Origin of the sequence: Amycolatopsis roodepoortensis, assembly GCF_024628825.1 — a bacterium.
Taxonomy (GTDB): Bacteria; Actinomycetota; Actinomycetes; order Mycobacteriales; family Pseudonocardiaceae; genus Amycolatopsis; species Amycolatopsis roodepoortensis.
Genome location: NZ_CP102415.1, coordinates 7963103 through 7983520, shown reverse-complemented (window position 1 = coordinate 7983520; position 20418 = coordinate 7963103). Strand labels below are relative to the sequence as shown.

Annotated in this window: 28 protein-coding genes; 15 read left to right on the top strand and 13 right to left on the bottom strand. The window is 69.7% G+C overall.

Going from position 1 to position 20418, the window contains the following annotated elements:
• Nucleotides 1-11: 11 nt before the first annotated feature.
• From NQK81_RS38490 to NQK81_RS38480, 3 genes are read left to right on the top strand one after another with little or no spacing between them, the layout of a single operon-like run.
• Nucleotides 12-734, top strand: a complete 723-nt coding sequence (locus tag NQK81_RS38490) for an ABC transporter ATP-binding protein (protein WP_257485384.1) — start codon at nt 12-14, stop codon at nt 732-734.
• On the top strand, nt 731-1465 hold the full coding sequence (locus NQK81_RS38485) for an ABC transporter permease (protein ID WP_257485383.1): 735 nt from the start codon (nt 731-733) through the stop codon (nt 1463-1465). The genes NQK81_RS38490 and NQK81_RS38485 overlap by 4 nt, the downstream gene beginning before the upstream one ends.
• A 9-nt stretch (nt 1466-1474) precedes the next feature.
• A complete protein-coding gene (locus NQK81_RS38480; protein ID WP_126733719.1) occupies nt 1475-1861 on the top strand; it encodes a PPOX class F420-dependent oxidoreductase in 387 nt (128 codons plus the stop codon).
• 156 nt (nt 1862-2017) lie between these two features.
• Here NQK81_RS38480 and NQK81_RS38475 read toward each other — a convergent pair whose 3' ends face one another.
• The 3 genes from NQK81_RS38475 to hisH form a co-directional block, all read right to left on the bottom strand.
• Nucleotides 2018-2365, bottom strand: coding sequence for a DUF1330 domain-containing protein (locus tag NQK81_RS38475; RefSeq protein ID WP_257485382.1), 348 nt, complete (start codon nt 2363-2365; stop codon nt 2018-2020).
• A 79-nt stretch (nt 2366-2444) separates the two neighbouring features.
• Complete coding sequence (gene priA, locus NQK81_RS38470) at nt 2445-3182, bottom strand: bifunctional 1-(5-phosphoribosyl)-5-((5-phosphoribosylamino)methylideneamino)imidazole-4-carboxamide isomerase/phosphoribosylanthranilate isomerase PriA (protein WP_007029948.1); 738 nt, start codon at nt 3180-3182, stop codon at nt 2445-2447.
• Between the two features lie 9 nt (nt 3183-3191).
• Nucleotides 3192-3815 (bottom strand): imidazole glycerol phosphate synthase subunit HisH, encoded by a 624-nt coding sequence (gene hisH, locus NQK81_RS38465; RefSeq protein ID WP_126733829.1) that lies wholly within the window; start codon nt 3813-3815, stop codon nt 3192-3194.
• Nucleotides 3816-3950: 135 nt separating this feature from the next.
• On the opposite strand from hisH, the gene NQK81_RS38460 reads away from it, so the two are divergent.
• The 6 genes from NQK81_RS38460 to NQK81_RS38435 all read left to right on the top strand — a co-directional run bounded on the left by NQK81_RS38460 (nt 3951) and on the right by NQK81_RS38435 (nt 7829).
• Complete coding sequence (locus tag NQK81_RS38460; RefSeq protein ID WP_126733721.1) at nt 3951-4130, top strand: hypothetical protein; 180 nt, start codon at nt 3951-3953, stop codon at nt 4128-4130.
• A gap of 72 nt (nt 4131-4202) precedes the next feature.
• On the top strand, nt 4203-5375 hold the full coding sequence (locus NQK81_RS38455) for an acyl-CoA dehydrogenase family protein (RefSeq protein ID WP_257485381.1): 1173 nt from the start codon (nt 4203-4205) through the stop codon (nt 5373-5375).
• Between the two features lie 85 nt (nt 5376-5460).
• Nucleotides 5461-5796, top strand: a complete 336-nt coding sequence (locus tag NQK81_RS38450) for an ArsR/SmtB family transcription factor (RefSeq protein WP_257485380.1) — start codon at nt 5461-5463, stop codon at nt 5794-5796.
• An 11-nt stretch (nt 5797-5807) separates the two neighbouring features.
• The gene (locus tag NQK81_RS38445; RefSeq protein ID WP_257485379.1) at nt 5808-6308 is read left to right on the top strand and encodes an SRPBCC family protein; all 501 of its coding nucleotides are present in this window, start codon (nt 5808-5810) and stop codon (nt 6306-6308) included.
• A 12-nt stretch (nt 6309-6320) separates the two neighbouring features.
• Entirely contained in the window at nt 6321-7121 is an 801-nt protein-coding gene (locus NQK81_RS38440) for an alpha/beta fold hydrolase (protein ID WP_126733725.1), read from the top strand.
• A 39-nt stretch (nt 7122-7160) separates the two neighbouring features.
• Nucleotides 7161-7829: an NIPSNAP family protein gene (locus NQK81_RS38435; RefSeq protein ID WP_257485378.1), complete on the top strand. Its 669-nt coding sequence runs from the start codon at nt 7161-7163 to the stop codon at nt 7827-7829.
• Here NQK81_RS38435 and NQK81_RS38430 read toward each other — a convergent pair.
• The 3 genes from NQK81_RS38430 to NQK81_RS38420 are packed head-to-tail and all read right to left on the bottom strand — an operon-like array spanning nt 7815 to nt 9841.
• Nucleotides 7815-8243 (bottom strand): NUDIX hydrolase, encoded by a 429-nt coding sequence (locus NQK81_RS38430; protein WP_257485377.1) that lies wholly within the window; start codon nt 8241-8243, stop codon nt 7815-7817. The two genes, NQK81_RS38435 and NQK81_RS38430, sit on opposite strands and share 15 nt — an antisense overlap.
• Nucleotides 8244-8253: 10 nt before the next feature.
• Nucleotides 8254-9144: a transketolase family protein gene (locus tag NQK81_RS38425; RefSeq protein WP_257485376.1), complete on the bottom strand. Its 891-nt coding sequence runs from the start codon at nt 9142-9144 to the stop codon at nt 8254-8256.
• A 4-nt stretch (nt 9145-9148) separates the two neighbouring features.
• Nucleotides 9149-9841: a thiamine pyrophosphate-binding protein gene (locus NQK81_RS38420; RefSeq protein ID WP_126733729.1), complete on the bottom strand. Its 693-nt coding sequence runs from the start codon at nt 9839-9841 to the stop codon at nt 9149-9151.
• 52 nt (nt 9842-9893) lie between these two features.
• Between NQK81_RS38420 and soxR the strand changes: the two genes are divergently transcribed.
• Both soxR and NQK81_RS38410 read left to right on the top strand, forming a co-directional pair.
• Nucleotides 9894-10355: a redox-sensitive transcriptional activator SoxR gene (gene soxR / locus NQK81_RS38415; protein WP_016335982.1), complete on the top strand. Its 462-nt coding sequence runs from the start codon at nt 9894-9896 to the stop codon at nt 10353-10355.
• 46 nt (nt 10356-10401) lie between these two features.
• On the top strand, nt 10402-10950 hold the full coding sequence (locus NQK81_RS38410) for an RNA 2'-phosphotransferase (RefSeq protein ID WP_257485375.1): 549 nt from the start codon (nt 10402-10404) through the stop codon (nt 10948-10950).
• Nucleotides 10951-11044: 94 nt separating this feature from the next.
• Here NQK81_RS38410 and NQK81_RS38405 read toward each other — a convergent pair whose 3' ends face one another.
• Nucleotides 11045-11917, bottom strand: coding sequence for a prenyltransferase/squalene oxidase repeat-containing protein (locus NQK81_RS38405; RefSeq protein WP_257485374.1), 873 nt, complete (start codon nt 11915-11917; stop codon nt 11045-11047).
• 46 nt (nt 11918-11963) lie between these two features.
• A complete protein-coding gene (locus tag NQK81_RS38400) occupies nt 11964-12533 on the bottom strand; it encodes a TetR/AcrR family transcriptional regulator (RefSeq protein ID WP_257485373.1) in 570 nt (189 codons plus the stop codon).
• Nucleotides 12534-12693: 160 nt separating this feature from the next.
• Here NQK81_RS38400 and NQK81_RS38395 point away from each other — a divergent pair, with 160 nt between their 5' ends.
• A complete protein-coding gene (locus tag NQK81_RS38395; RefSeq protein WP_257485372.1) occupies nt 12694-14874 on the top strand; it encodes an MMPL family transporter in 2181 nt (726 codons plus the stop codon).
• Between the two features lie 172 nt (nt 14875-15046).
• Here the strand turns inward: NQK81_RS38395 and ybiA are convergent, their stop codons facing one another.
• Together ybiA and NQK81_RS38385 are read right to left on the bottom strand one after the other, a co-directional pair.
• A complete protein-coding gene (gene ybiA / locus NQK81_RS38390; protein ID WP_257485371.1) occupies nt 15047-15601 on the bottom strand; it encodes a riboflavin biosynthesis intermediates N-glycosidase in 555 nt (184 codons plus the stop codon).
• A 55-nt stretch (nt 15602-15656) separates the two neighbouring features.
• Entirely contained in the window at nt 15657-15812 is a 156-nt protein-coding gene (locus NQK81_RS38385) for a CG2302 family histidine operon protein (protein ID WP_167373564.1), read from the bottom strand.
• A gap of 88 nt (nt 15813-15900) precedes the next feature.
• On the opposite strand from NQK81_RS38385, the gene NQK81_RS38380 reads away from it, so the two are divergent.
• Genes NQK81_RS38380 through NQK81_RS38370 form a run of 3 tightly spaced genes read left to right on the top strand, consistent with a single transcriptional unit; the run spans nt 15901 to nt 17266 of the window.
• Nucleotides 15901-16239, top strand: a complete 339-nt coding sequence (locus NQK81_RS38380) for an ArsR/SmtB family transcription factor (protein WP_257485370.1) — start codon at nt 15901-15903, stop codon at nt 16237-16239.
• A gap of 2 nt (nt 16240-16241) precedes the next feature.
• The gene (locus tag NQK81_RS38375) at nt 16242-16706 is read left to right on the top strand and encodes an SRPBCC family protein (protein WP_257485369.1); all 465 of its coding nucleotides are present in this window, start codon (nt 16242-16244) and stop codon (nt 16704-16706) included.
• Nucleotides 16706-17266: a dihydrofolate reductase family protein gene (locus NQK81_RS38370; RefSeq protein ID WP_257485368.1), complete on the top strand. Its 561-nt coding sequence runs from the start codon at nt 16706-16708 to the stop codon at nt 17264-17266. The genes NQK81_RS38375 and NQK81_RS38370 overlap by 1 nt, the downstream gene beginning before the upstream one ends.
• Nucleotides 17267-17325: 59 nt before the next feature.
• Here NQK81_RS38370 and hisB read toward each other — a convergent pair whose 3' ends face one another.
• From hisB to hisD, 3 genes are read right to left on the bottom strand one after another with little or no spacing between them, the layout of a single operon-like run.
• A complete protein-coding gene (gene hisB, locus NQK81_RS38365; RefSeq protein WP_005155296.1) occupies nt 17326-17925 on the bottom strand; it encodes an imidazoleglycerol-phosphate dehydratase HisB in 600 nt (199 codons plus the stop codon).
• Entirely contained in the window at nt 17922-19022 is a 1101-nt protein-coding gene (locus NQK81_RS38360) for a histidinol-phosphate transaminase (protein ID WP_257485367.1), read from the bottom strand. The genes hisB and NQK81_RS38360 overlap by 4 nt, the downstream gene beginning before the upstream one ends.
• Nucleotides 19019-20344 carry a histidinol dehydrogenase gene (gene hisD / locus NQK81_RS38355; protein WP_257485366.1) on the bottom strand — a complete coding sequence of 442 codons (1326 nt, stop codon included), beginning with the start codon at nt 20342-20344 and terminating at the stop codon, nt 19019-19021. The genes NQK81_RS38360 and hisD overlap by 4 nt, the downstream gene beginning before the upstream one ends.
• Nucleotides 20345-20418 lie beyond the last annotated feature (74 nt).

The following is a 20418-nucleotide window of genomic DNA, read 5'->3' as shown; positions in this document are numbered from 1 at the left end:
GAATTAAACACATGGCTAATTCAGCGATCTCCGTGACGGGACTGAGGGTCGTCCGCGGCGGTCGCGAGGTCGTCAAGGACATCGCGTTCCGGACGCCGCGCGGCCTCATCACCGGTCTGCTCGGGCCGAGCGGCTGCGGCAAGACGACGCTGATGCGCTCGATCGTCGGCGTGCAGATCGTCGCCGCGGGCGAGGTCACCGTGCTCGGCCATCCCGCGGGCAGCCCGCCGCTGCGTCGGCTGATCGGCTACGCCACCCAGAACCCGGCCATCTACGCCGACCTCACCATCACGGAAGCCTTGCGCTACTTCGCGTCCGTCCTTCGCGCGCCGATGTCCGATGTGGACAGAGTGATCGCCGAAGTCGGGCTCACCGACCACGCGGGCAAACTGGTCGGCTCCCTGTCGGGCGGCCAGCACAACCGCGCCAACCTCGCCGTCGCACTGCTCGGGAAGCCCGAACTGCTCGTCCTCGACGAACCGACGGTCGGCCTCGATCCCGTGCTCCGCGACGAACTCTGGGCGCTGTTCCGCGGCCTCGCCGACGGCGGCGCGACGCTGCTCGTGTCCAGTCACGTCATGGACGAGGCCGCGCGCTGCGACCGGCTGCTGCTCATGCGCGAAGGCCGGATCCTCGCCGACGACACCCCGGCCGGGCTGCGCGAACGCACCGGGACGACCGATCTGGAGCAGGCGTTCCTGCGGCTCGTCCGCGAGACGGAGATGACCTCGTGAACCCCACGCTGACGCTCGCCACCGCCCGCCGCATCCTTCTTCAGTTGCGGCACGATCCGCGCACCGTCGCGATGCTGATCGTCGTCCCGTCGCTGCTGATGGTGCTGCTGCGCTTCGTCTTCAACTCCGAAGCGGTGTTCAGCCGGGTCGCCCCGGCACTGCTCGGCGTCTTCCCGTTCCTGATCATGTTCCTGATCACCTCGATCACCACGCTGCGCGAGCGCACCACGGCGACCCTGGAACGGCTGATGACCCTGCCGATCGGCCGGATGGACCTGCTCTTCGGTTACGCGATCGCGTTCGGTTCGATCGCGATCGTGCAGGTCGGCGTCGCCGCCGGGGTCTCGCTCGCCTGGCTCGGCCTCGACATCGCGGGGTCGATCGGGATGCTGCTGCTCATCGCCGTCCTCGACGCCCTCCTCGGGATGGCGCTCGGCCTGTTCGTGAGCGCGTTCGCGCGGACGGAGTTCCAGGCGGTGCAGTTCATGCCGCTGTTCGTGCTGCCGCAGATCCTGCTGTGCGGGCTGTTCGTCCCGCGCGGCGAAATGGGCTGGCTCCTGAACTGGCTTTCGAACGTGATGCCGCTTTCATACGCGGTCGAAGCGCTCACACGGGTGACCACGTCGGGCACCGTGGACGCGACCCTCATCCGGAACCTGCTCATCGTCGGGGCCTGCGCCCTGGCCGCGCTGGTGCTCGGCGCGGCGACACTGCGTCGCCGGACGCCCTAGACTTTCCACATGGGATCGGAGTTCGAGCGGATCGCCGCCGAGAAGTACGTCGTCCTGACCACCTTCCGCAAGAACGGCACCCCGGTGCCGACGCCGGTCTGGGCGGCGGGCGACGGCGGCGAGCTGGTGCTCTGGTCCGAGCGGAAGGCCGGCAAGGTCAAGCGCATCCGCAACAGCGGCCGCGTCGAGGTCCAGGCCTGCGACTTCCGCGGCGCCAAGACCCATGGTGACGTCGTCGCGGGCGAGGCGCGGCTGCTGGATCTCGACGAGACCGAACGGGTGCGCAAGGTGATCGCGCGGAAGTACGGGATCACCGGGCGGGTCACGATGTTCTTCAGCAGGCTGCGTGGGCCGAAGGACCGGACGGTGGGGATCGCCGTCAAGCTGGCGGAGTGACCCGGGGGGCAGATGCTCATGTCGCGAAAGCCACTTTCGGGACATCAGACGTCGCGAAAGTGGCTTTCGCGACGTGCCACCGGCTGCCGAACCGCCTGCCCCCACTGACGCTGCGAAAGTGGCTTTCGCGGCACCCCTCGGCCGGCACCGGCTCACTCAGGCCGCCTGCAGCGCCCGCAGCCCGGCCGCCAGCGCCGCCGAGTCGTGGTCCGGCCCGCATCCCTCGACCAGGATCAAATCGCCGGGGATGTGGTCGGCCCGCAGCGGCAGGATCTCCTGGTACGCGGGCGAGTCGTACCACTCCCGCGCGGCGTCCAGGCTCGGGAACTCGATGAGCACGAGCGCCCCCGGCCACTCCCCCTCGACGACGTGGACCCCGGCTCCGTGCACGAGGAACCTGCCGCCGAAGGGGTCGAGCGTGGCCTGGATCCGTTCCATGTACTCGAAGACCTCTTCGGCCAGCACGGCGGCGGGGCGAAGGTGGGCGAGTCCGTAGGCGGTCATGGTGTCCTCCAGGTTTCGTTGTCCTGGAAGGAATCCTGACCGAGCCGGCGCGTGGCGTCGATTACCCGGGAGGTAAAGCTCAGAACTCCGCGACGGCCGCGAGCGCCTCGGGCAGGGTGAACGCGCCGGCGTAGAGCGCCTTGCCGACGATGGAGCCTTCGACACCGTCGCGGGCCAGCGCGGCCAGCGCGCGGAGATCGTCCACACTGGACACACCGCCGGAGGCGATGACCGGCGCGTCGGTGCGGGCGGCGACCTCGCGGAGCAGGTCGATGTTCGGCCCCTGGAGGGTGCCGTCCTTGCTCACGTCGGTGACGACGTAGCGCTGCGCGCCGTCGCGGTCGAGCCGGTCGAGGACCTCCCAGAGGTCACCGCCGTCCTGCGTCCAGCCGCGGGCGGACAGCCGGTGCCCGGCCTCGGTGATCCGCACGTCCAGCCCGATGGCGACGCGGTCGCCGTAGGAGGAGACGACCTTCGCGGTCCACTCCGGGTCCTCCAGCGCCGCGGTGCCGAGGTTGACGCGGCGGGCGCCCGTGGCCAGCGCGGCCTCCAGCGAGGCGTCGTCGCGGATGCCACCGGACAGCTCCACCTGGACGTCGAGCTTGGCCACGACGTCCGCGAGCAGCTCGCGGTTGGAACCCTTGCCGAACGCGGCGTCGAGGTCCACCAGATGGATCCACTCCGCCCCGTCGCGCTGCCAGGCGAGCGCCGCCTCCAGCGGGCTGCCATAGGAGGTCTCGGTGCCGGCCTCGCCCTGGACGAGTCGCACGGCCTGGCCATCGGCCACATCAACGGCGGGAAGGAGCGTGAAAGTCACGCGCCCACTCTAAGACAGGGTGTTCAGCCAGTTGCGCAGCAGGTGCGCCCCGGCGTCCCCGGACTTCTCGGGGTGGAACTGGGTCGCCCAGAGCGGCCCGTTCTCGACGGCGGCGACGAAGTCCTGGCCGTGGTTGGCCCAGGTCACCTTGGGCTGCTGCCCGGCGAGGCCGGAGTCCAGTTCCCAGGTCCGCGCGGCGTAGGAGTGCACGAAGTAGAACCGCGTGTCCGCGTCGAGCCCGGCGAACAGCTGTGAATCCTCCGGGGCGCGGACGGTGTTCCAGCCCATGTGGGGCAGGACGTCGGCCTCCAGCCGGTCGACCGTGCCCGGCCACTCCCCGGCGCCCTCGGCCTCCACGCCGTGCTCGACCCCGCGTTCGAACAGGATCTGCATGCCGACGCAGATGCCCAGCACGGGACGGCCGCCGGCGAGACGCTTGCCGATGATCTTCTCCCCCGACACCGACCGCAGCCCCTCCATGCAGGCGGAGAAGGCGCCGACACCGGGGACGACCAGGCCGTCGGCCTCGAGCGCGGCATGCGGGTCGGCGGTGACCTCGACGTCGGCGCCGGCGCGCTGGACGGCGCGTTCGGCGGAGCGGAGGTTGCCGGACCCGTAGTCCAGGATCACCACGCGAGGAGTAGCCACGCTCTCCAGGCTAGCGGACCGGATTTTCCCCGGATTCCCCGTTTCGACCTTCACTCTTCTGGGTAATAGCGACTCCGAGTGAAAGGCCGGCGCAGGACCGCCTGCACTTTTGGAGGAACGATGCAGGACGCCGACGAACTGACCCGCCTGCTCAGCGCCTGGCGGGACGACATCGAGAGCGTGCCTTTCCCTACCTTCGCGGAGCTGCTGATCCCGGCGCAGAAGCGGCGCTCCGCCCCCGCCCGGACGGCCACGGCATCGGTTCAGGTGACGAAGACCACCGGATGGCGGAATCGCTGACACTCGACTCCGGTCGCGTGTGTGGTTTTCTTCATGGGAAGACGACCCACCGAGCCGACCAGGAGTGACCGCATGAGCAGCAGCCCGGATCCGCGCGACTTCCTCGATCTCGACGCCGAGCTCACCGCCGAGGACCGGGCCATGCGGGACGCCGTGCGCTCCTACGCCCAGGACCAGCTCCTGCCGAACGTGGCCGAGTGGTACGAGACGGGCGCGCTGCCCGCCACCGAGCTCGCCAAGGGATTCGGGCAGCTCGGGCTGCTCGGCATGCACCTGGAGGGTTACGGCTGCGCCGGGACCAGCGCCGTCGCCTACGGCATCGCCTGCCGGGAACTGGAGGCCGTCGACTCCGGGTTGCGCAGCTTCGTCTCGGTGCAGGGTTCGCTGGCGATGTACGCGATCCACAAATGGGGCACCGAGGAGCAGAAGCAGGAGTGGCTGCCCCGGATGGCCGCCGGTGAGGCGCTCGGCTGCTTCGGCCTGACCGAGCCCGACGCCGGCAGCGACCCCGGCAGCATGCGGACCCGCGCGGTGCGCGACGGCTCGGACTGGGTGCTGAGCGGTACGAAGATGTGGATCACCAACGGGACCGTCGCCGACGTCGCGGTCGTCTGGGCGCAGACCGACGAAGGTGTGCGCGGTTTCGTAGTCCCCACGAACACGCCGGGTTTCACCGCGAACGAGGTCAAGCACAAGCTGTCGCTGCGAGCCTCGCTGACCGCGGAACTCGTGCTCGACGGCGTCCGCCTGCCGGATTCGGCGGTATTCCCCGAGGTCAGGGGCCTGCGCGGACCGCTGTCCTGCCTGAACGAGGCGCGCTACGGGATCCTGTTCGGCGTCGTCGGCGCCGCTCGCTCCTGCTACGAATCCGCGCTGGAGTACACGCTGAGCCGGGAACAGTTCGGCAAACCGCTGGCCGGGTTCCAGCTCACCCAGCGCAAACTCGCCGATCTCGTCGTCGAGGTCAACCGCGCCGGGCTGGTCGCGCTGCGGATCGGACGGCTCAAGGACGCCGGAACGCTGCACCACAACCACGTCAGCTTCGGCAAGCTCGCCAACGTCCGCTCCGCGCTGGAGGTCGCGAGGACCGCGCGCGCCATGCTCGGCGCCAACGGGATCTCGCTGGAGTACCCGGTGATGCGGCATATGTCGAACCTGGAAACCGTGCTGACCTACGAAGGCACCGAAGAGATGCACGCGCTCTCGCTCGGGCAGTCGGTCACCGGGCTCGCCGCCTTCCGCTGAGTTTTCCGGAACGCCGATCGAGGGACGACGCCTGCCGTCGTATATCTGCTTGCGTGTATATATAGGCTCGTATATGTTGGCTGTCATGACCGCTACCGTGCAGCAGCGGCTGGCGGCGATCTCGGAGCCGAACCGGTTCCGGATCGTCGAGCTGCTCAAAGAGGGACCGCAGCCGGTCGGCGCCATCGTCGACGCGCTCGGCCTCGGTCAGCCGCAGGTGTCCCGGCACCTGAGGCTGCTCGCGGAGGCAGGCGTGGTCGAGGCGACCAAGCGGGCACAGCAGCGGATCTACCGGTTGCACCCCGAAACGATGCAGCTGATCAGCGACTGGGTGCGAGGTTTCGCGACGCTGTGGGCCGGACGGATGGATCGTCTCGGCTCACTTCTCGACGACGACCGCCCGTTCGAACCGAACCCGTGAGGAGGCCGGCCGTGCCCGACGGCATCGAGATCGACAGGGCGAACAACACCGTCCACATCAGCCGCACCTACGCCGCGGGCGTCGACCGTGCGTGGTGGGCGTGGACCGACGCCGAGGCGATCCGGCGATGGTGGGGCCCGCACGGCTGGGCGGCCACCGTCTACGAGATGGACGTGCGACCCGGCGGCCGCTGGCGGTTCCAGATCGCGCCGGAGGACGGCTCGGCGGCCGCGGTACGCAGCGTCGCCACTTACACCGTGGTCGAGCCGTGTGCCGAACTGGCCTACGAGGACGCGTTCGCCAACGAGGCGTGGCGGCCCGACGGCACCGGCACCTTCCCCACCAAGGTCACCTTCGCCGCCGCGGGCATCGGCTGCACCGTCGAGGTCAGCGCGGCCTTCTCCGACGGCGCGGCGCTGCGGCGCGCTGTCGAACAGCACATGGCGGACGGCTACGCCGAGGCGCTCGAACGCCTCGGCGGCGTACTGGACACCCCGAACGACTTCACCTGAGGAGAACCGACCATGGACACCATCACCTCGGCCGACGGCACCACGATCGCCTACGAGAAGACCGGCTCCGGTCCCGCGATCATCGTGGTCAGCAACGTCGCGGAGGACCACACCTCCGTCGAAGGCCTGGTCACGGCGCTGGCCAAGGACTTCACCGTGCTCACCTTCGATCGCCGTGGCCGTGGCGCCAGCGGCGACCCGCAGCCCTACGATCCGGCGCGCGAGATCGAGGACATCTCGGCGCTGATCGACGTCCTCGGCGGCTCCGCGGCCTTGACCGCCGGATCCGGCGGATGCGGGATCGTCCTGGACGCGGCCAGCGCGCTGGGCGAGAAGGTCAGCGGCCTCTACCTGTACGAGCCCCCCTTCATCGTCGACGGCTCCCGGCCGCCGGTTCCCGCCGATTCCGTCGAGCACATGGAAGCGCTCGTCGCGGCGGGCAAGCGCAGCGAGGCGGGCGAGTACTTCATGCGCGAGGTGGTCGGCGTCCCCGCCGAATACCTCCCGATGATCACGCAGGACCCGTCCTGGGAGAAGACGACGGCGTACGCCCACACCTACGCCTACGACGGCCGGATCTGGCGCGGTCTCCAGGACGGCACGCCGTTGCCCACCGACCGCTGGAGCATCGACGCGCCGATCGCCGTCGCCGTCGGCGGCAACGGCGAGGCGTTCATGCGCACCGGCGCCGAGGCACTGGCCGCGATCCTGCCGAACGTCACCGTGCTGACCCTGGAAGACCACGACCACAGCGCTTTCTGGATGGCCCCGGAACCCGTCGCCGGGCAGATCCGCGACTTCCTGCTCGGCTGAGCGCCGGAAACTGTCGGTGCGGACCTCTAGGGTCCGCGCATGACCGATTCCCCCGAGTTCCAGTCCGTCGTCGAGCTGCGCCGGTACACGCTGCACACCGGCCGCCGGGACGAGCTGATCGAGCTCTTCGAGCGCGAGTTCGTGGAGAGCCAGGAAGCCTGCGGCATGCGCTTGTTCGGCCTCTTCCGCGAGCCGGCCGAGCCGGACAGGTTCGTGTGGCTGCGCGGTTTCCGGGACATGGAGTCCAGGCGGGCCGCACTCGAATCGTTCTACTACGGGCCCGTGTGGCGAGCGCACGGGCCCGCGGCGAACGAGACGATGATCGACGCCTCCGACGTCCTCCTGCTGCGCCCGTCCGGGCCGGGGTTCCCCGCTCCCGGCGGCGCCGGGGATTCCCGGGTGCTGGTGACGGTGTGCCATCCGATCGGTCCCGTCAAGGAGTTCTCCGAGCACTTCGCGGAGAACGTGGCGCCCGCCCTGCGGGAATCCGGCGTGGAGACGTTTGGCCACTTCGAAACCGAGCCCGCGGAGAACACCTTCCCCCGGCTGCCCGTGCGGGAGGACGAGCGGGTGTTCGTCTGGTTCGCGAAGGCCGCGGACGAACACCGCGAACTCCTCGCCCGGACAGGCGCCGAACTCGCGAGCCGCCTCGAACGTCCTTGGGAACAGCGGGAACTGACGCCGACCGCGCGGTCAGCGCTGCGCTGAAAGGAGGTCGGCGAGTCCGTCCGGGTACAGGATCGCCTTGCCGCTGGCCACGTCGGCCATCGGCAGCCAGTGCACGCGCGCGCCTTCGTCGAGCACCACGCCGACCTCGTCGCGCTCGTAGAACGCCTTGTCCGTCAGGTCCGCGGTGAACAGGAACACGATCTCGTGCCCCGGCCTGCCTTCGTAGGTGTACACGTTCTCCAGTACGGCGATCTGCTCGACCGAGGTCAGTTCCGCCGCGAGTTCCTCCTGGAATTCGCGGTGCAGCGCCTCGGCGGCGGTCTCCCCGAACTCGATCCCGCCGCCGAGCGGGCGGTGGTAGGTCACCCCTTTGGTGTGATCACGGCCTTCGAACACGAGAAGGTCTTCACCACGCCGGATGACCCCGAGCGCGAGCGGGCGGATCTTCGTCATCCTGGTGACGCTAGCGGAGGAATTCCTTGACGGACAAGGCGATCGAGCCGGCGTCGAGGCCGTGTGCGAGGTCGTGGTCGGCCATTTCGCCGTAGATCCGTACTTCCGCGTCGCGCCGGACGCCGAGGGAGAGCAGCCGGAGCGGCGTTTCGGACAACGCGCCCGTCACCGCGTGCGCCGACGTCCCCGCGAGGTACGGCTCGATCAGCACGACGTCGGTGGTCCCGGCGGCGTCGACGGCCGCGCGCAGCCCGGCGGCGTCGAACGGCCGGACGGTCGAGGTGTAGAGCACGGTCACGTCGAGGTCGGCGGTCGCCTCCAGCGTCCGGTCGAGCATCGGCCCGACGGCCACCACGACCCCTCGCCCACCTTCGCGCAGCGTCTGCAGGCCCGCGCCCAGATGCGCTTTCGCGTTCTCCTGCGCGGAAAGCCGGAGGTAGACGCGCCCGTCGCCCGGGATGGACTCGAGCAGCAGCCGTCGTGCCTCTTCGGGATGCCCCGGCACGTGCACGGTCCAGCCCGGCAGCGTGTCGATGAGGGCGACGTCGCCGGGCGCCTGGTGGGTCCGCCCGGCGGTCGGCATGTCGTAGGACGCGCCCGAGGACACCAGCACGGCCCCGACATCCTGGTGCCCGAGGTCGAGTTTGACCTGCTCGAAAGCCCGCTCCACGAGGAAAGACGAGAAGGTGTGGACGATCGGGCGCATCCCGGCCAGCGCGAGGCCGCCCGCGGTGCTCATCATCAGTTGTTCGCGGATGCCGACGTTGAGCACCCGGTCGGGATGTTTCCGCGCGGCGAAGGCGAGTTGTGCCGCGGAGATGTCGGCGAGCACGACGGCGACGTTCGGGTCGGTGTCGAGCGCGTCGGCGGCGGCTTCGAGGAACGTTTCACGCATGTTCACGGGTTCAGCCCTTTCGCTCGACGGTCGCGACCACGGCGAGCGGCCGGTCCGGATGCGGTGTGGTGAAGGCTTCGTGGAGCGCGTCGTGATCGCGGCCGTCGACGGTGCGGGTCGTCCAGCCTTCGACCTCGAACCGGCGCGCGATCCCGCCGGGCCAGCCGTGGGTGGCCGAGGAGTTGTCGATGACGACCGCGGTCAGCTGCGGCATGCCGATCCGGCCGGCGACCGCGATGGCCTCCTGGTTGGAGCCTTCGTCGAGCTCCGCGTCGCCGATGAGGGTGACGACCTTGGCCTCACGGAATCCCTTGGCGCGCAGGCCGAACACGGTACCGATGGCCAGCGGGAGACCGTGCCCGAGCGAACCGCTGGAGATCTCGGCCACGGGCAGCCTCGCCCGGTCGGGATGGTGACCGAGCCGGGACTCGGCCGAGGTCCAGTCGGCGAGTTCCTCCTCGTGGATGAAGCCCTTCTTCGCCAGCACCGCGTAGTAGGCCATCGGGCCGTGGCCCTTCGACAGCAGAAAGCGGTCGCGGCCCGGGGCACGGACGTTCTCCGGGGTGATGTCGAGCACACGGTCGTAGAGCACCCACAGGACGTCCACTGTGGACTCCGCGGCGGCCTGATGCTTCTCGTCGCCGGTCATCAACGAGATCAGCCTCGGCAGATCCTCGTAGCCGGTCTTGGTGTCGGTGGTCATGAACCGAGGTTGCAACCTCGACTTAGGTCGAAGTCAAGGCTAGCCTGGCGACGTGACGAGACTGGCTGAACACCTGAGCATCGGGCAGGTCGCCGACCGCAGCGGCGTGCCCCACACGGCTTTGCGTTTCTACGAGGACAAGGGGCTGATCAGTTCCGAGCGTTCGGCGGGCAATCAGCGCCGGTACTCGCGTTCGGTACTGCGCCGGATCGCCTTCATCCGCGCCGCGCAGCGGGTCGGGCTCAGCCTGGACGACATCAGCTCGGCACTGGAGACCCTGCCCAAGGACCACGCCCCCACCAAGGCCGACTGGGCCCGGCTGTCGCGGGGCTGGCAGGACGAGCTCGACGCGCGGATCGACGCGTTGCAGCGCCTGCGCGACAGGCTGACCGGATGTGTCGGCTGCGGTTGCCTCTCCCTGCGCAGTTGCGGGCTCTACAACGCCGACGACCAGATGTCCCGCTTCGGCCCCGGCGCCGGGAAACTGCGCCCGGCGTCCGAGGGTGGCATCTGAATTCCGTTGCCACGCGGGTGCCGGACGTGCGTCACTGTGACTCGAAATGGACAAGAAACACCTCATCCGGGTCTCGAAACGACTCTCCCGGCATCTGCGCCACGCACCCGGCGACATCGGCGTCACCCTCACCCCTGACGGCTGGGTCGACGTCGACACACTCCTGGCGGCCTTGCGCCGCAACGGTTTGCCGCTCACCCGCGCCGAACTCGACGAAGTGGTCGAGGGCAACGACAAGCGGCGCTTCGCCTTCGACGATTCCGGCCTGCGGATCCGCGCCAGCCAGGGCCACAGCGTCGACGTCGACCTCGCCCTGCCCGCCGCGATCCCGCCGGACGTGCTCTACCACGGCACGGTCTCCCGGTTCCTCGACGCGATCCTGCACGAAGGGCTCCGGCCGATGAAGCGGCACGCCGTCCACCTTTCGGCGACCGTGGACACCGCGCGGACGGTCGGGGCGCGGCGCGGCGTCCCGGTGCTGCTCGCCGTGGACGCCAGGGAGATGACCGCCGCCGGGCACGAATTCCAGGTGAGCGCGAACGGCGTCTGGCTCACCGCCGCCGTTCCGCCGGAATTCCTGCGCCGTCTCCCCTAGGCCGTGTCCGGTAAGTCTGTTCGATGGGCTTCGTGATCCAGGTGGTTCCTGACGGTGCGGGCGGGTCGGCCTCGTACCGGGTCGTACTCGCGGCCTAGACCAGGCCGTTGGCCCGCAGGAGCCCCAGCGTGCCCACGGTGAACATCCCGTTCCACTCCAGCGCGGCGGCCGGCGAATAGCTCGTGTAGTCGACGCGCCAGCCGCCGTCGTCGTGCTGCCCGCCCGCCACCCTGCGCAGATCCGCTTCGATGACCTCGGGCCGGAAGAGCTTCCGTGCCGGGCCGCCGGGTTCCGGCGCGAAGTCGAGCGGGCGCATGGCCTCGCCTTCGATCCCGCCGCCGACGGCGACCACGCCGTCGTCCGGGACGAACCGGCCGAGCTTCTCGACCAGACGCGTGTCGCCCAGGGCGTCCACCAGCTTCATCGCGAAGGCGAGCACGAGCGCGTGCGGTGCCTCGTCGAGCTTCTCGATCTCCTCCAGGCAGTAGCCCGTGGCCTTCGCCAGCCAGGGATGCGCGGCGACCGCGGGGTCGTGCGCCGCGACGCGGTGCGCGGTCACCGCGACGATCGCGGTGATCTGCAGCGAGGAGACCGTCGGATCCGCGCTCGCCCAGAACGGCGCGCTGCCGACGGGATCCGGCATCGGCAGCGCGAACGGGATTCCGCCGTCGGGCAGGGAGATCGAGGCGAGCCAGTCGCAGAGTTCGGCCGCACGCGGACTTGTCGACTTGCCGACGTCGGCGAAGACCTCGAAGGCGTGCAGCGCACCGGCGGGCTGGCTTGTCGCCGAGCGGCAGTCGGGTTCGAGCCCGTGGCCGTAGCCCCCGTCGGGATTGCGGTACGCCTCCAGCGCGGCGAGCGCCGCCGCCGGATCACCGTCGCGGAAGAGGACGTCGAAGCGCCGCCTGTCGAGCAGCCGGGCCTGGGTGGCCATGAACGTGGCCGCCGCGTTCAGATCGATGTTCATGCCGACAGGGTCGCGCGGATCGCGGCACCTGTCTTGAACACATCGGTCACGAACGGCGGCGCGGGCGGTTGTAGAGCTTGCGGCCGACGACCAGGAGCGTTTCACGCAGCGTCTCGTCGTCGAGCGAAGCGACCTCGGGCGAGCCGCCGGCGAGGGCGATACCGGCGAGGAGCACCTGCGCGGTGACCATCCCCAGCGCGTCCGGCTCCGGGCCGGCGAGGATCTCCAGCAGCCGGTTCTTGAAGCTTTCCGAGCGGTGGACGGATTTTTCGATCGCGCGGGCGATACCGGGGTCGCTGGAGAACAGGGCGACCAGCGCGCGGTGCCGCACCACGAGATCGACGAAACCGTCGAGCAGGTGGTCGATCTGCGCGCCACGGGTGCGCTGGGCGCGGGCGTCGTCGACGATGCCTTCGAGCTCACGCAGCACGGGTTCGGCGACGGATTCGGTGATCTCCGCCTTCGTCTTGAAGTGGTAGTAGACGGCGGCCTTGGTGACGCCGAGGGCGTCCGCGATCATCTGCAGCGAGGTGCCTTCCACGCCATGTTCGGTGAACAGCCGCAACGCCGTGCCCAATAGTCGCGTGCGGGTGTCCTCCACGTGGACGACGTCCATGTTCCCTCCTCGTTCAGCCGTCGGAGATTACGTCAAGCGTGGCCGCCCGGCCAAACGAGTACTAGCCGTGCGGCTAGTCACACACTTGCCGATCGGCTTGTAGGCCCCTAGCCGATCGGCTAGCTTGAAATGAACCTGAACGAGTGAACGGGAGACTTTCGTGGCCAGCTTCCTGTACCGCCTGGGCCGGTTCTCGTTCCGGCGCCGGGTCCTGGTGACGGCGGTGTGGGCCGCCGTCCTGGTGGCCCTCGGCGCGGGCGCGCTGACCCTGTCCGGCCAGCTTTCGAACTCGGTGACCATCCCCGGTACCGAATCGCAGAAGGCGATCGACCAGCTCGCCGACCGCTTCCCGGAAGCCGCCGCGGGTGGCGCGACCGCCCGCGTCGTCATCTCGACGCCCGGAGACATCACCGACGAGGCCGGACGAGCGGCGATCACGGGTCTCGTCACCGGGCTCAAGGACGCGCCGAAGGTCGCAGGCGTGGCCGACCCGCTGCAGATGCACGCCATCTCCCCCGACAAGCACGTCGCGCTGGCGCAGGTCAGCTACCGCGTTCCGGGCTTCGAGCTCACCGACGCCGACCGCGACGGCCTGATGGCCGCCGCGGATTCCGCCAGGGCCGCCGGGTACACCGTGGAATTCGGCGGTGACGCCGTCCAGGCGATGCCCGCCACGAACGCCACCGAAGGCCTCGGTGTCGCCGTCGCCGCGGTCGTCCTGATCATCACCTTCGGCTCGCTGCTCGCGGCCGGGATCCCGCTGCTGACCGCGCTCATCGGCGTCGGCATCGGCATGGCGGGGATCACCACGGCGTCCGGTTTCCTCGAACTGAACACAAACACGCCGGTGCTCGCGCTGATGATCGGCCTCGCCGTCGGCATCGACTACGCGCTCTTCATCGTTTCCCGCTACCGGCACGAACTCACGATCGGGCGGGATCCGGAGGAAGCCGCCGGACGCGCCACCGGCACGGCGGGCTCCGCGGTGGTGTTCGCCGGGCTGACCGTGATCATCGCGCTGGCCGGCCTGACCGTCGTCGGCATCCCGTTCCTCGGCGAGATGGGCATCGCCGCGGCGATCACCGTCGCCATCGCGGTCGTCATCGCGCTCACCCTGCTGCCCGCCGTGCTCGGGTTCGCGGGCGGCAAACTGGCGGGCGGCAAGATCCGCCTGCGCCGCAAGGAAAACGCGACGACACACGGCGAGCGCTGGGCACGTTTCGTGGCCCGCCGCCGGATCCCGGTGCTGATCGCCGCGATCGCCGGTCTCGCGATCGTCGCCATCCCGGCCGCGAGCATGCAGCTCGGCCTGCCGAACGACAGCACCGCCGCGCCGGACACCACCCAGCGCAAGGCCTACGACACCGTCGCGCGCAGCTTCGGCGAAGGCGCGAACGGACCGCTGGTGATCGTCGTCGACCTGAGCGGCAGCGCCGACCGCCAAGCCGCGCTCCAGCAGGCGGCCGCGGGCATCGGCGGCCTCCCCGAACGCCCGATCGTCACGCCGCCGAAGACCAACCGGGCCGGTGACCTGGCGCTGCTGACCGTCATCCCGAAGAGCGGCCCGAGCAGCACCGCGACCGAAGACCTGGTCAGCGACATCCGCGGCCTGAACGCGGGCCTCGGCACGGCCACCGGCGCGTCGCTGGCGGTGACCGGCCAGACCGCGGCCAACATCGACGTCTCGGAGAAACTCGCCGACGCGATGCTGCCCTATCTCGCGCTGATCGTCGGGCTGGCGTTCCTGCTGCTGATGCTGGTGTTCCGGTCGATCGTGGTCCCGCTGAAGGCGACGCTGGGCTTCCTCGGCTCCGTGGTCGCGACGTTCGGCGCCGTGGTGGCGGTGTTCCAGTGGGGCTGGCTCACCGACCTGCTCGGCGTGAAGACGACCGGACCGATCATGAGCATGCTGCCGATCCTGCTGATCGGCGTGCTGTTCGGGCTCGCGATGGACTACCAGGTGTTCCTGGTGACGCGGATGCGGGAGGAGTACGTCCACGGCGCCGACCCGCAGCAGGCGATGGTCACCGGTTTCCGGCACGGCTCCCGCGTCGTGGTCGCCGCCGCGCTGATCATGATCAGCGTGTTCGCCGGGTTCGTCCTCGCGGAATCGGCACTGATCCAGTCGATCGGGTTCGCGCTGGCCTTCGGGGTGCTGGTGGACGCCTTCGTGATCCGGATGACCCTCGTGCCGGCGCTGATGTCGCTGCTCGGCCGCGGCGCCTGGTGGCTGCCGAAGTGGCTGGACCGCGTGCTGCCCGATGTCGACGTCGAAGGCGAGAAGCTCGCGAAGCAGCTCGACGCGCCGGACGAGCGAGAGCTGGTCGACGCCTCGAAGTAGGTTCTGGAGACGAAGGCGGCCTGGGCCCGGTGCGCCCATGTCGCGAAAGCCACTTTCGAGACATCAAACGTCGCGAAAGTGGCTTTCGCGACGCGCCGCTTGGACCCCCTCGCCTGAGTACGTGAAGGCCCCCTTCATTGCGTCTAGCGCAGTGAAGGGGGCCTTCACGTACTCAGGCGAGCGCCGCGCGAGCCTCTCCCAGCGCGAAGCCGAGCAGGTTCAGGCCGCGCCAGCGTTCCGCGTTCTCGGCGTCCGGGTGGTCGGCGGCGAGGCCGATCCCCCAGATCGCGTCCAGCGGACTGGCCTCGACCAGCACCCGATTCCTGGTACCGAGCAGGAAATCGCGCAGTTCCGGATGCTGTCCGAACTTCGCGATCGTCCCCTCTAGGACGATGGCGGAGCGCGCGTCTTCCCACCGGCTCTGCTCGAATCCCCGCACTTCGCGGCCCAGCTCCTTGGCCTGACGCGGATGCCGGGCGGCGAGGATCCGCGCCGCGCTCTCGGCGTCGTCGAACAGGACGGCTTTGCGCCACATCATGTAGTGCTCCGCCGTCGGGAAGGATTCGCCGCCGGCGGTGAACCGGGCGGGCCACCACTGGCTGAAGCATTCCGGACCGATCGTGCCGTCACGCCGCGGCTGATGACCCCAGAAGAACAGGAATTCGACGCGGCTCCCCGATCGCTGGAGCCGGACGACTTCGGCGACCGAGCGCGGGCTTCCGGACATGCTGGACAGCATGCCCACCGCCGTCACGGCGCGCAGCCGATTTACCGGGCGGCGGTCAGGCCAGCCAGGCGATGGCCCCGCCGATCGCCAGCACCGCACCGATCCCCAGCACGACGGCCATGAACTTGACGCTCTTCCAGGTCGCGTAGACGCCGCCGATCAGGAAGCCGCCGAGCGCGAACAGCAGCACAGCGATGGTCGTGTTACTCACGACCGCCACCCTGCCACACGCCCACGGCCGGGACCGCGCCGGGCCCGGGCCTTGCCCTCGCGACCGGACCCGGCTAACGTACAACCACATGGTTGTACTTCGGGAGGAAAGCGAGGAATCGCTCAACCGGCTTTTTCGCGCCTTGGCCGATGGCACGCGCCGCGACATCCTGGCGCGGGCCATCACGGAAACGCCGTCGGTCTCCGATCTCGCCGCGCATTACGAGATGAGCTTCGCCGCCGTGCAGAAACACGTCGCCGTGCTCCAGCGCGCGGGGCTGGTCCGGAAACGTGCCAACGGCCGCGAACAGCTGGTCTCGACCGACCGCGAGCGGCTCCAGCGCGCCACCGAGCTGCTCGACTCCTACGAAGTCCTTTGGCGCCAGCGTGTGGCGCAGCTCGACGATGTCCTGCGAGAAGGGGAATGACGATGCCGATCACCTCTGTCACCAAGGAGCCCGAAAAGCTCAGTCTCACCGTCGTGGCGGACTTTCCCGTTCCGCGAAAGCGGCTTTGGGCGGCTTGGGAGGATCCAAGGCAACTGGAGCGCTTCTGGGGACCACCGTTCGCGCCCGCCACGTTCACCCATCACGATTTCCGGGCGGGCGGCCGCGCCGAGTACTACCTGTCCGGGCCCAACGGGGAGAGGTGGCCCAACTCCTGGAAGTTCACCGAGGTGAACCCCATCGACTCGTTCGAGGCGGAAGACGGCGACGACAACGACGCAAACATGCCCACCTCGATGACCTTCACCTTCGAGGCGACGCCCACGGGGTCACGGATGATCCACGTGACGCGGTTTTCCAGTGTCGAAGCCATGGAGAAGACGATCCCCGGGATGGAAGAGGGATTCCGGGCCGCGATGCCCCAACTCGACGCACTGCTGGAGGCGTGATGAGAAGACTCAAGATCATCGAGCACATCTCGCTCGACGGCGTGATCCAGCATTCCGAAGACGAGAACGGCTTCCCGTACAGCGGCTGGAACATGCCGTACCGGACCCCCGCCGGCCGGGAAGCCCTCCTGGCCGCGCACACCGAAAACTTCGACCTGCTGCTCGGCCGCCGCACCTACGACCTCTGGTCGGAGTACTGGCCGGACGCGCCGAGCGACCCGTTCGCGGACCGGCTCAAGGCGGCGACGAAGTTCGTCGTCACCCACCGGCCGGAAAGCCTGAAATGGGGCCCGTTCGAGGGAATCGGCCCGGACCTCGTCGAAGGCGTTCGCCGCGTCAAGGCGCAGGACGGCCCGGACCTCGTCCTCTCGGGAAGCTCCACGCTGACGTCCGCGCTGCTCGAAAACGGGCTCGCGGACGAAGTCGTGCTGGCCGTCTACCCACTCCTTTTAGGCACGGGCAAGCGTTTCTTCGCCGAAGGGACGCCTGCCTGCTCCTTGAAGTTCGCCGGCACCACGAGCACCCCGTCCGGTGTGCTCCTCAACACCTACCGCGTTTAGTCCTCTGGATGCGGTCCTCGCGGGTGCGACTACCGCATCCAGAGGACGAAATGCGCGGGTTAGAGGACGCCCTTCGTCGACGGGATGCCGCCCGCCCGCGGGTCCGGCTCGGTGGCGGCGCGCAGCGCACGCGCGACGGCCTTGTACTCGGCCTCCGCGATGTGGTGCGGGTCGCGGCCGTGCAGCACCCGTACGTGCAGCGCGATCTGCGCGTGGAACGACAGCGAGTCGAACACGTGCCGCGTCAGCACGAACGGGTAGTTCCCGCCGATGGTGAAGCTGTTGAACTGCTCCGGCTCGCCGAGGTGCACGCAGTACGGGCGCCCGGAGACGTCGATCGCGGCGTGCGCGAGGGTCTCGTCCATCGGGATCCACGCGTCGCCGAACCGGCGGATGCCGCTCTTGTCGCCGAGCGCCTGCCGCAGCGCCTGGCCGAGCACGATCGCGGTGTCCTCGACGGTGTGGTGCGCGTCGATGTGCACGTCACCGGTCGCCTGCACCTTGAGGTCGAGCGAGCCGTGCACGCCGAACGCGGTGAGCATGTGGTCGTAGAACGGGACACCGGTGTCGATCTCCACCTGCCCCGTGCCGTCCAGGTCGAGCTGGACCGAAATGGACGATTCCCTGGTGGTGCGATCCACCTTGCCGACGCGACTCATCGCGGCACCTCCTTGCTGGCCTCGAGAAAGGCGTCGTTCTCTTCCGGCGTCCCGATGGTCACCCGCAGGTGTCCTTCGATGCCGACGTCCCTGATCAGCACGCCGTTGTCCAAATAGGACTTCCAGGTCGCGGGCGCGTCCGCGAACCGTCCGAAGAGGACGAAGTTCGCGTCACTCGGGACCGGCGTGAATCCCAAGCCCAGCAACGATTCCACCACGCGGTCGCGTTCGGCCGCGAGTTTGGCGACCGAGGCGAGGGTGGCGTCCGCGTGCCGCAGCGCGGCGCGCGCGGCGGCCTGCGTGAGCTTCGAGAGGTGATACGGCAGCCGCACCAGCTGCAACGCGTCGACGATCGCGGGCGCGGCCGCGAGATACCCGAGGCGCCCGCCCGCGAAGGCGAACGCCTTGCTCATCGTGCGCGACACGATCAGCTTCGCCGGGTACTCCTCGAGAAGCTCGACGGCGCTCGGCTGCGACGAGAACTCCGCGTACGCCTCGTCGACCACCACGATGCCCGGCGCCGCTTCGAGCAGCCCGCGCAGCTCACCGAACGGGATCGACCCGCCGGTCGGGTTGTTCGGGCTGGTCACGAACACGATGTCCGGACGGCGTTCGCGCACCAGCGCGGCCGCCTTCTCGGTGTCGAGCGTGAAATCGTCGCGGCGCGGCACCGGCAGCCAGTCGGTGCGGGTGCCCGCCGAGATGATCGGGTGCATCGAGTACGACGGCTCGAAACCCAGCGCCGAGCGGCCGGGACCGCCGAAGGCCTGCAGGATCTGCTGCAGGATCTCGTTGGACCCGTTGGCGGCCCAGACGTTCGACTCCGACACGAGCACGCCGGTGGACACCGCGAGGTAGTCCGCGAGGTCCTGGCGCAGCGCGACGGCGTCGCGATCCGGATAGCGGTGCAGCGAAGCGGCTTCGGCGCGGACGGCCTCGGCGACGTCGGCAACCAGCGCGTCCGGCGGCGGGTACGGGTTTTCGTTGGTGTTGAGCCGGATCGGCACGTCCAGCTGCGGCGCACCGTACGGGGTCTTGCCCCGTAGGTCGTCCCGCAGCGGGAGCGCGCCGAGCGTGATCTCCTCGCCGATGCTCATGCGCGCTCCCCTTCGAACCGCGCCGTGATGGCCTCGCCGTGCGCGGGCAGGTCTTCGGCGTTCGCCAGCGCGACGACGCGGCCGGCGATCTCGCGCAGCGCGTCCTGGCTGTAGTCGACGACGTGCACGCCCTTGAGGAAGCTCTGCACCGAAAGCCCCGACGAGTGCCGCGCGAACCCGCCGGTGGGCAGGACGTGGTTCGACCCCGCGCAGTAGTCGCCGAGCGAGACCGGCGCGTACGCACCGACGAAGATCGCGCCGGCGTTGCGCACGCGGGCCGCCACCGCCGGCGCGTCCGCGGTCTGGATCTCCAGGTGTTCCGCGGCGTACGCGTCCACGACGCGGATCCCTTCGTCCACAGTGGACACCAGGATGATGCCGGACTGCTTGCCGCCCAAGGCTTCCGTCACCCGCTCGGAGTGCTTGGTCGCGGCGACGCGACCGGTCAGCTCCTTGTCGACGGCGTCCGCGAGCTCCTCGGACGTGGTGACCAGCACGCTCGCGGCGAGCGGGTCGTGCTCGGCCTGGCTGATCAGGTCGGCGGCGACGTGCACCGGGTCGGCGGTCTCGTCGGCCAGGATCGCGATCTCGGTCGGGCCGGCCTCGGAGTCGATACCGATGATGCCGCGCAGCAGCCGCTTGGCCGCGGTGAGGTAGATGTTGCCGGGCCCGGTGACGACGTCGACCGGCTCCAGCGTCGCGCCGTCGGTGTCGGTGCCGCCGTACGCGAGCAGTGCGACGGCCTGCGCCCCGCCGACGGCCCAGACCTCGTCGACGCCGAGCAGTTCGGCGGCGGCCAGGATCGTCGGGTGCGGGAGCCCGCCGAACGCGGCCTGCGGCGGCGAGCACAGCACGAGCGTGCCGACGCCGGCGATCTGCGCCGGGACGACGTTCATCACCACGGTCGAGGGGTAGACCGCGAGCCCGCCCGGCGCGTACAGCCCGACGCGCTCTACCGGGATCCAGCGCTCGGTGACGGTGCCGCCGTCGACGACCTCGGTCGTGACGTCCTGACGGCGCTGGTCGCCGTGGACCTTGCGGGCGCGGGCGATCGACTCCTCCAGCGCCTCGCGGACGGCCGGATCGAGGTCCGCGAGCGCGCTGGTGAGCTCCGCGGCGGCCACGCGGACGCCGCCGGGGCGGACCTTGTCGAACTTCTCGGTGTACTCGAGAACCGCCTCGACACCGCGATCGCGGACCGCCTCGACCACCGGCCGTACGTGATGCAGCGCCGCGTCCACGTCGTACTCGGCACGTGGGAGCGTGCGCCTGAGCTCGGCAACGGACGGGACCTGTCCACGCAGGTCGGTACGGTTCAGCATGGGTCAAGGGTACGAGGTGGCCGGATCGCCCCGAGCAGGCACACTGGGGTGGTGACCAGCGATCCCACGATGAG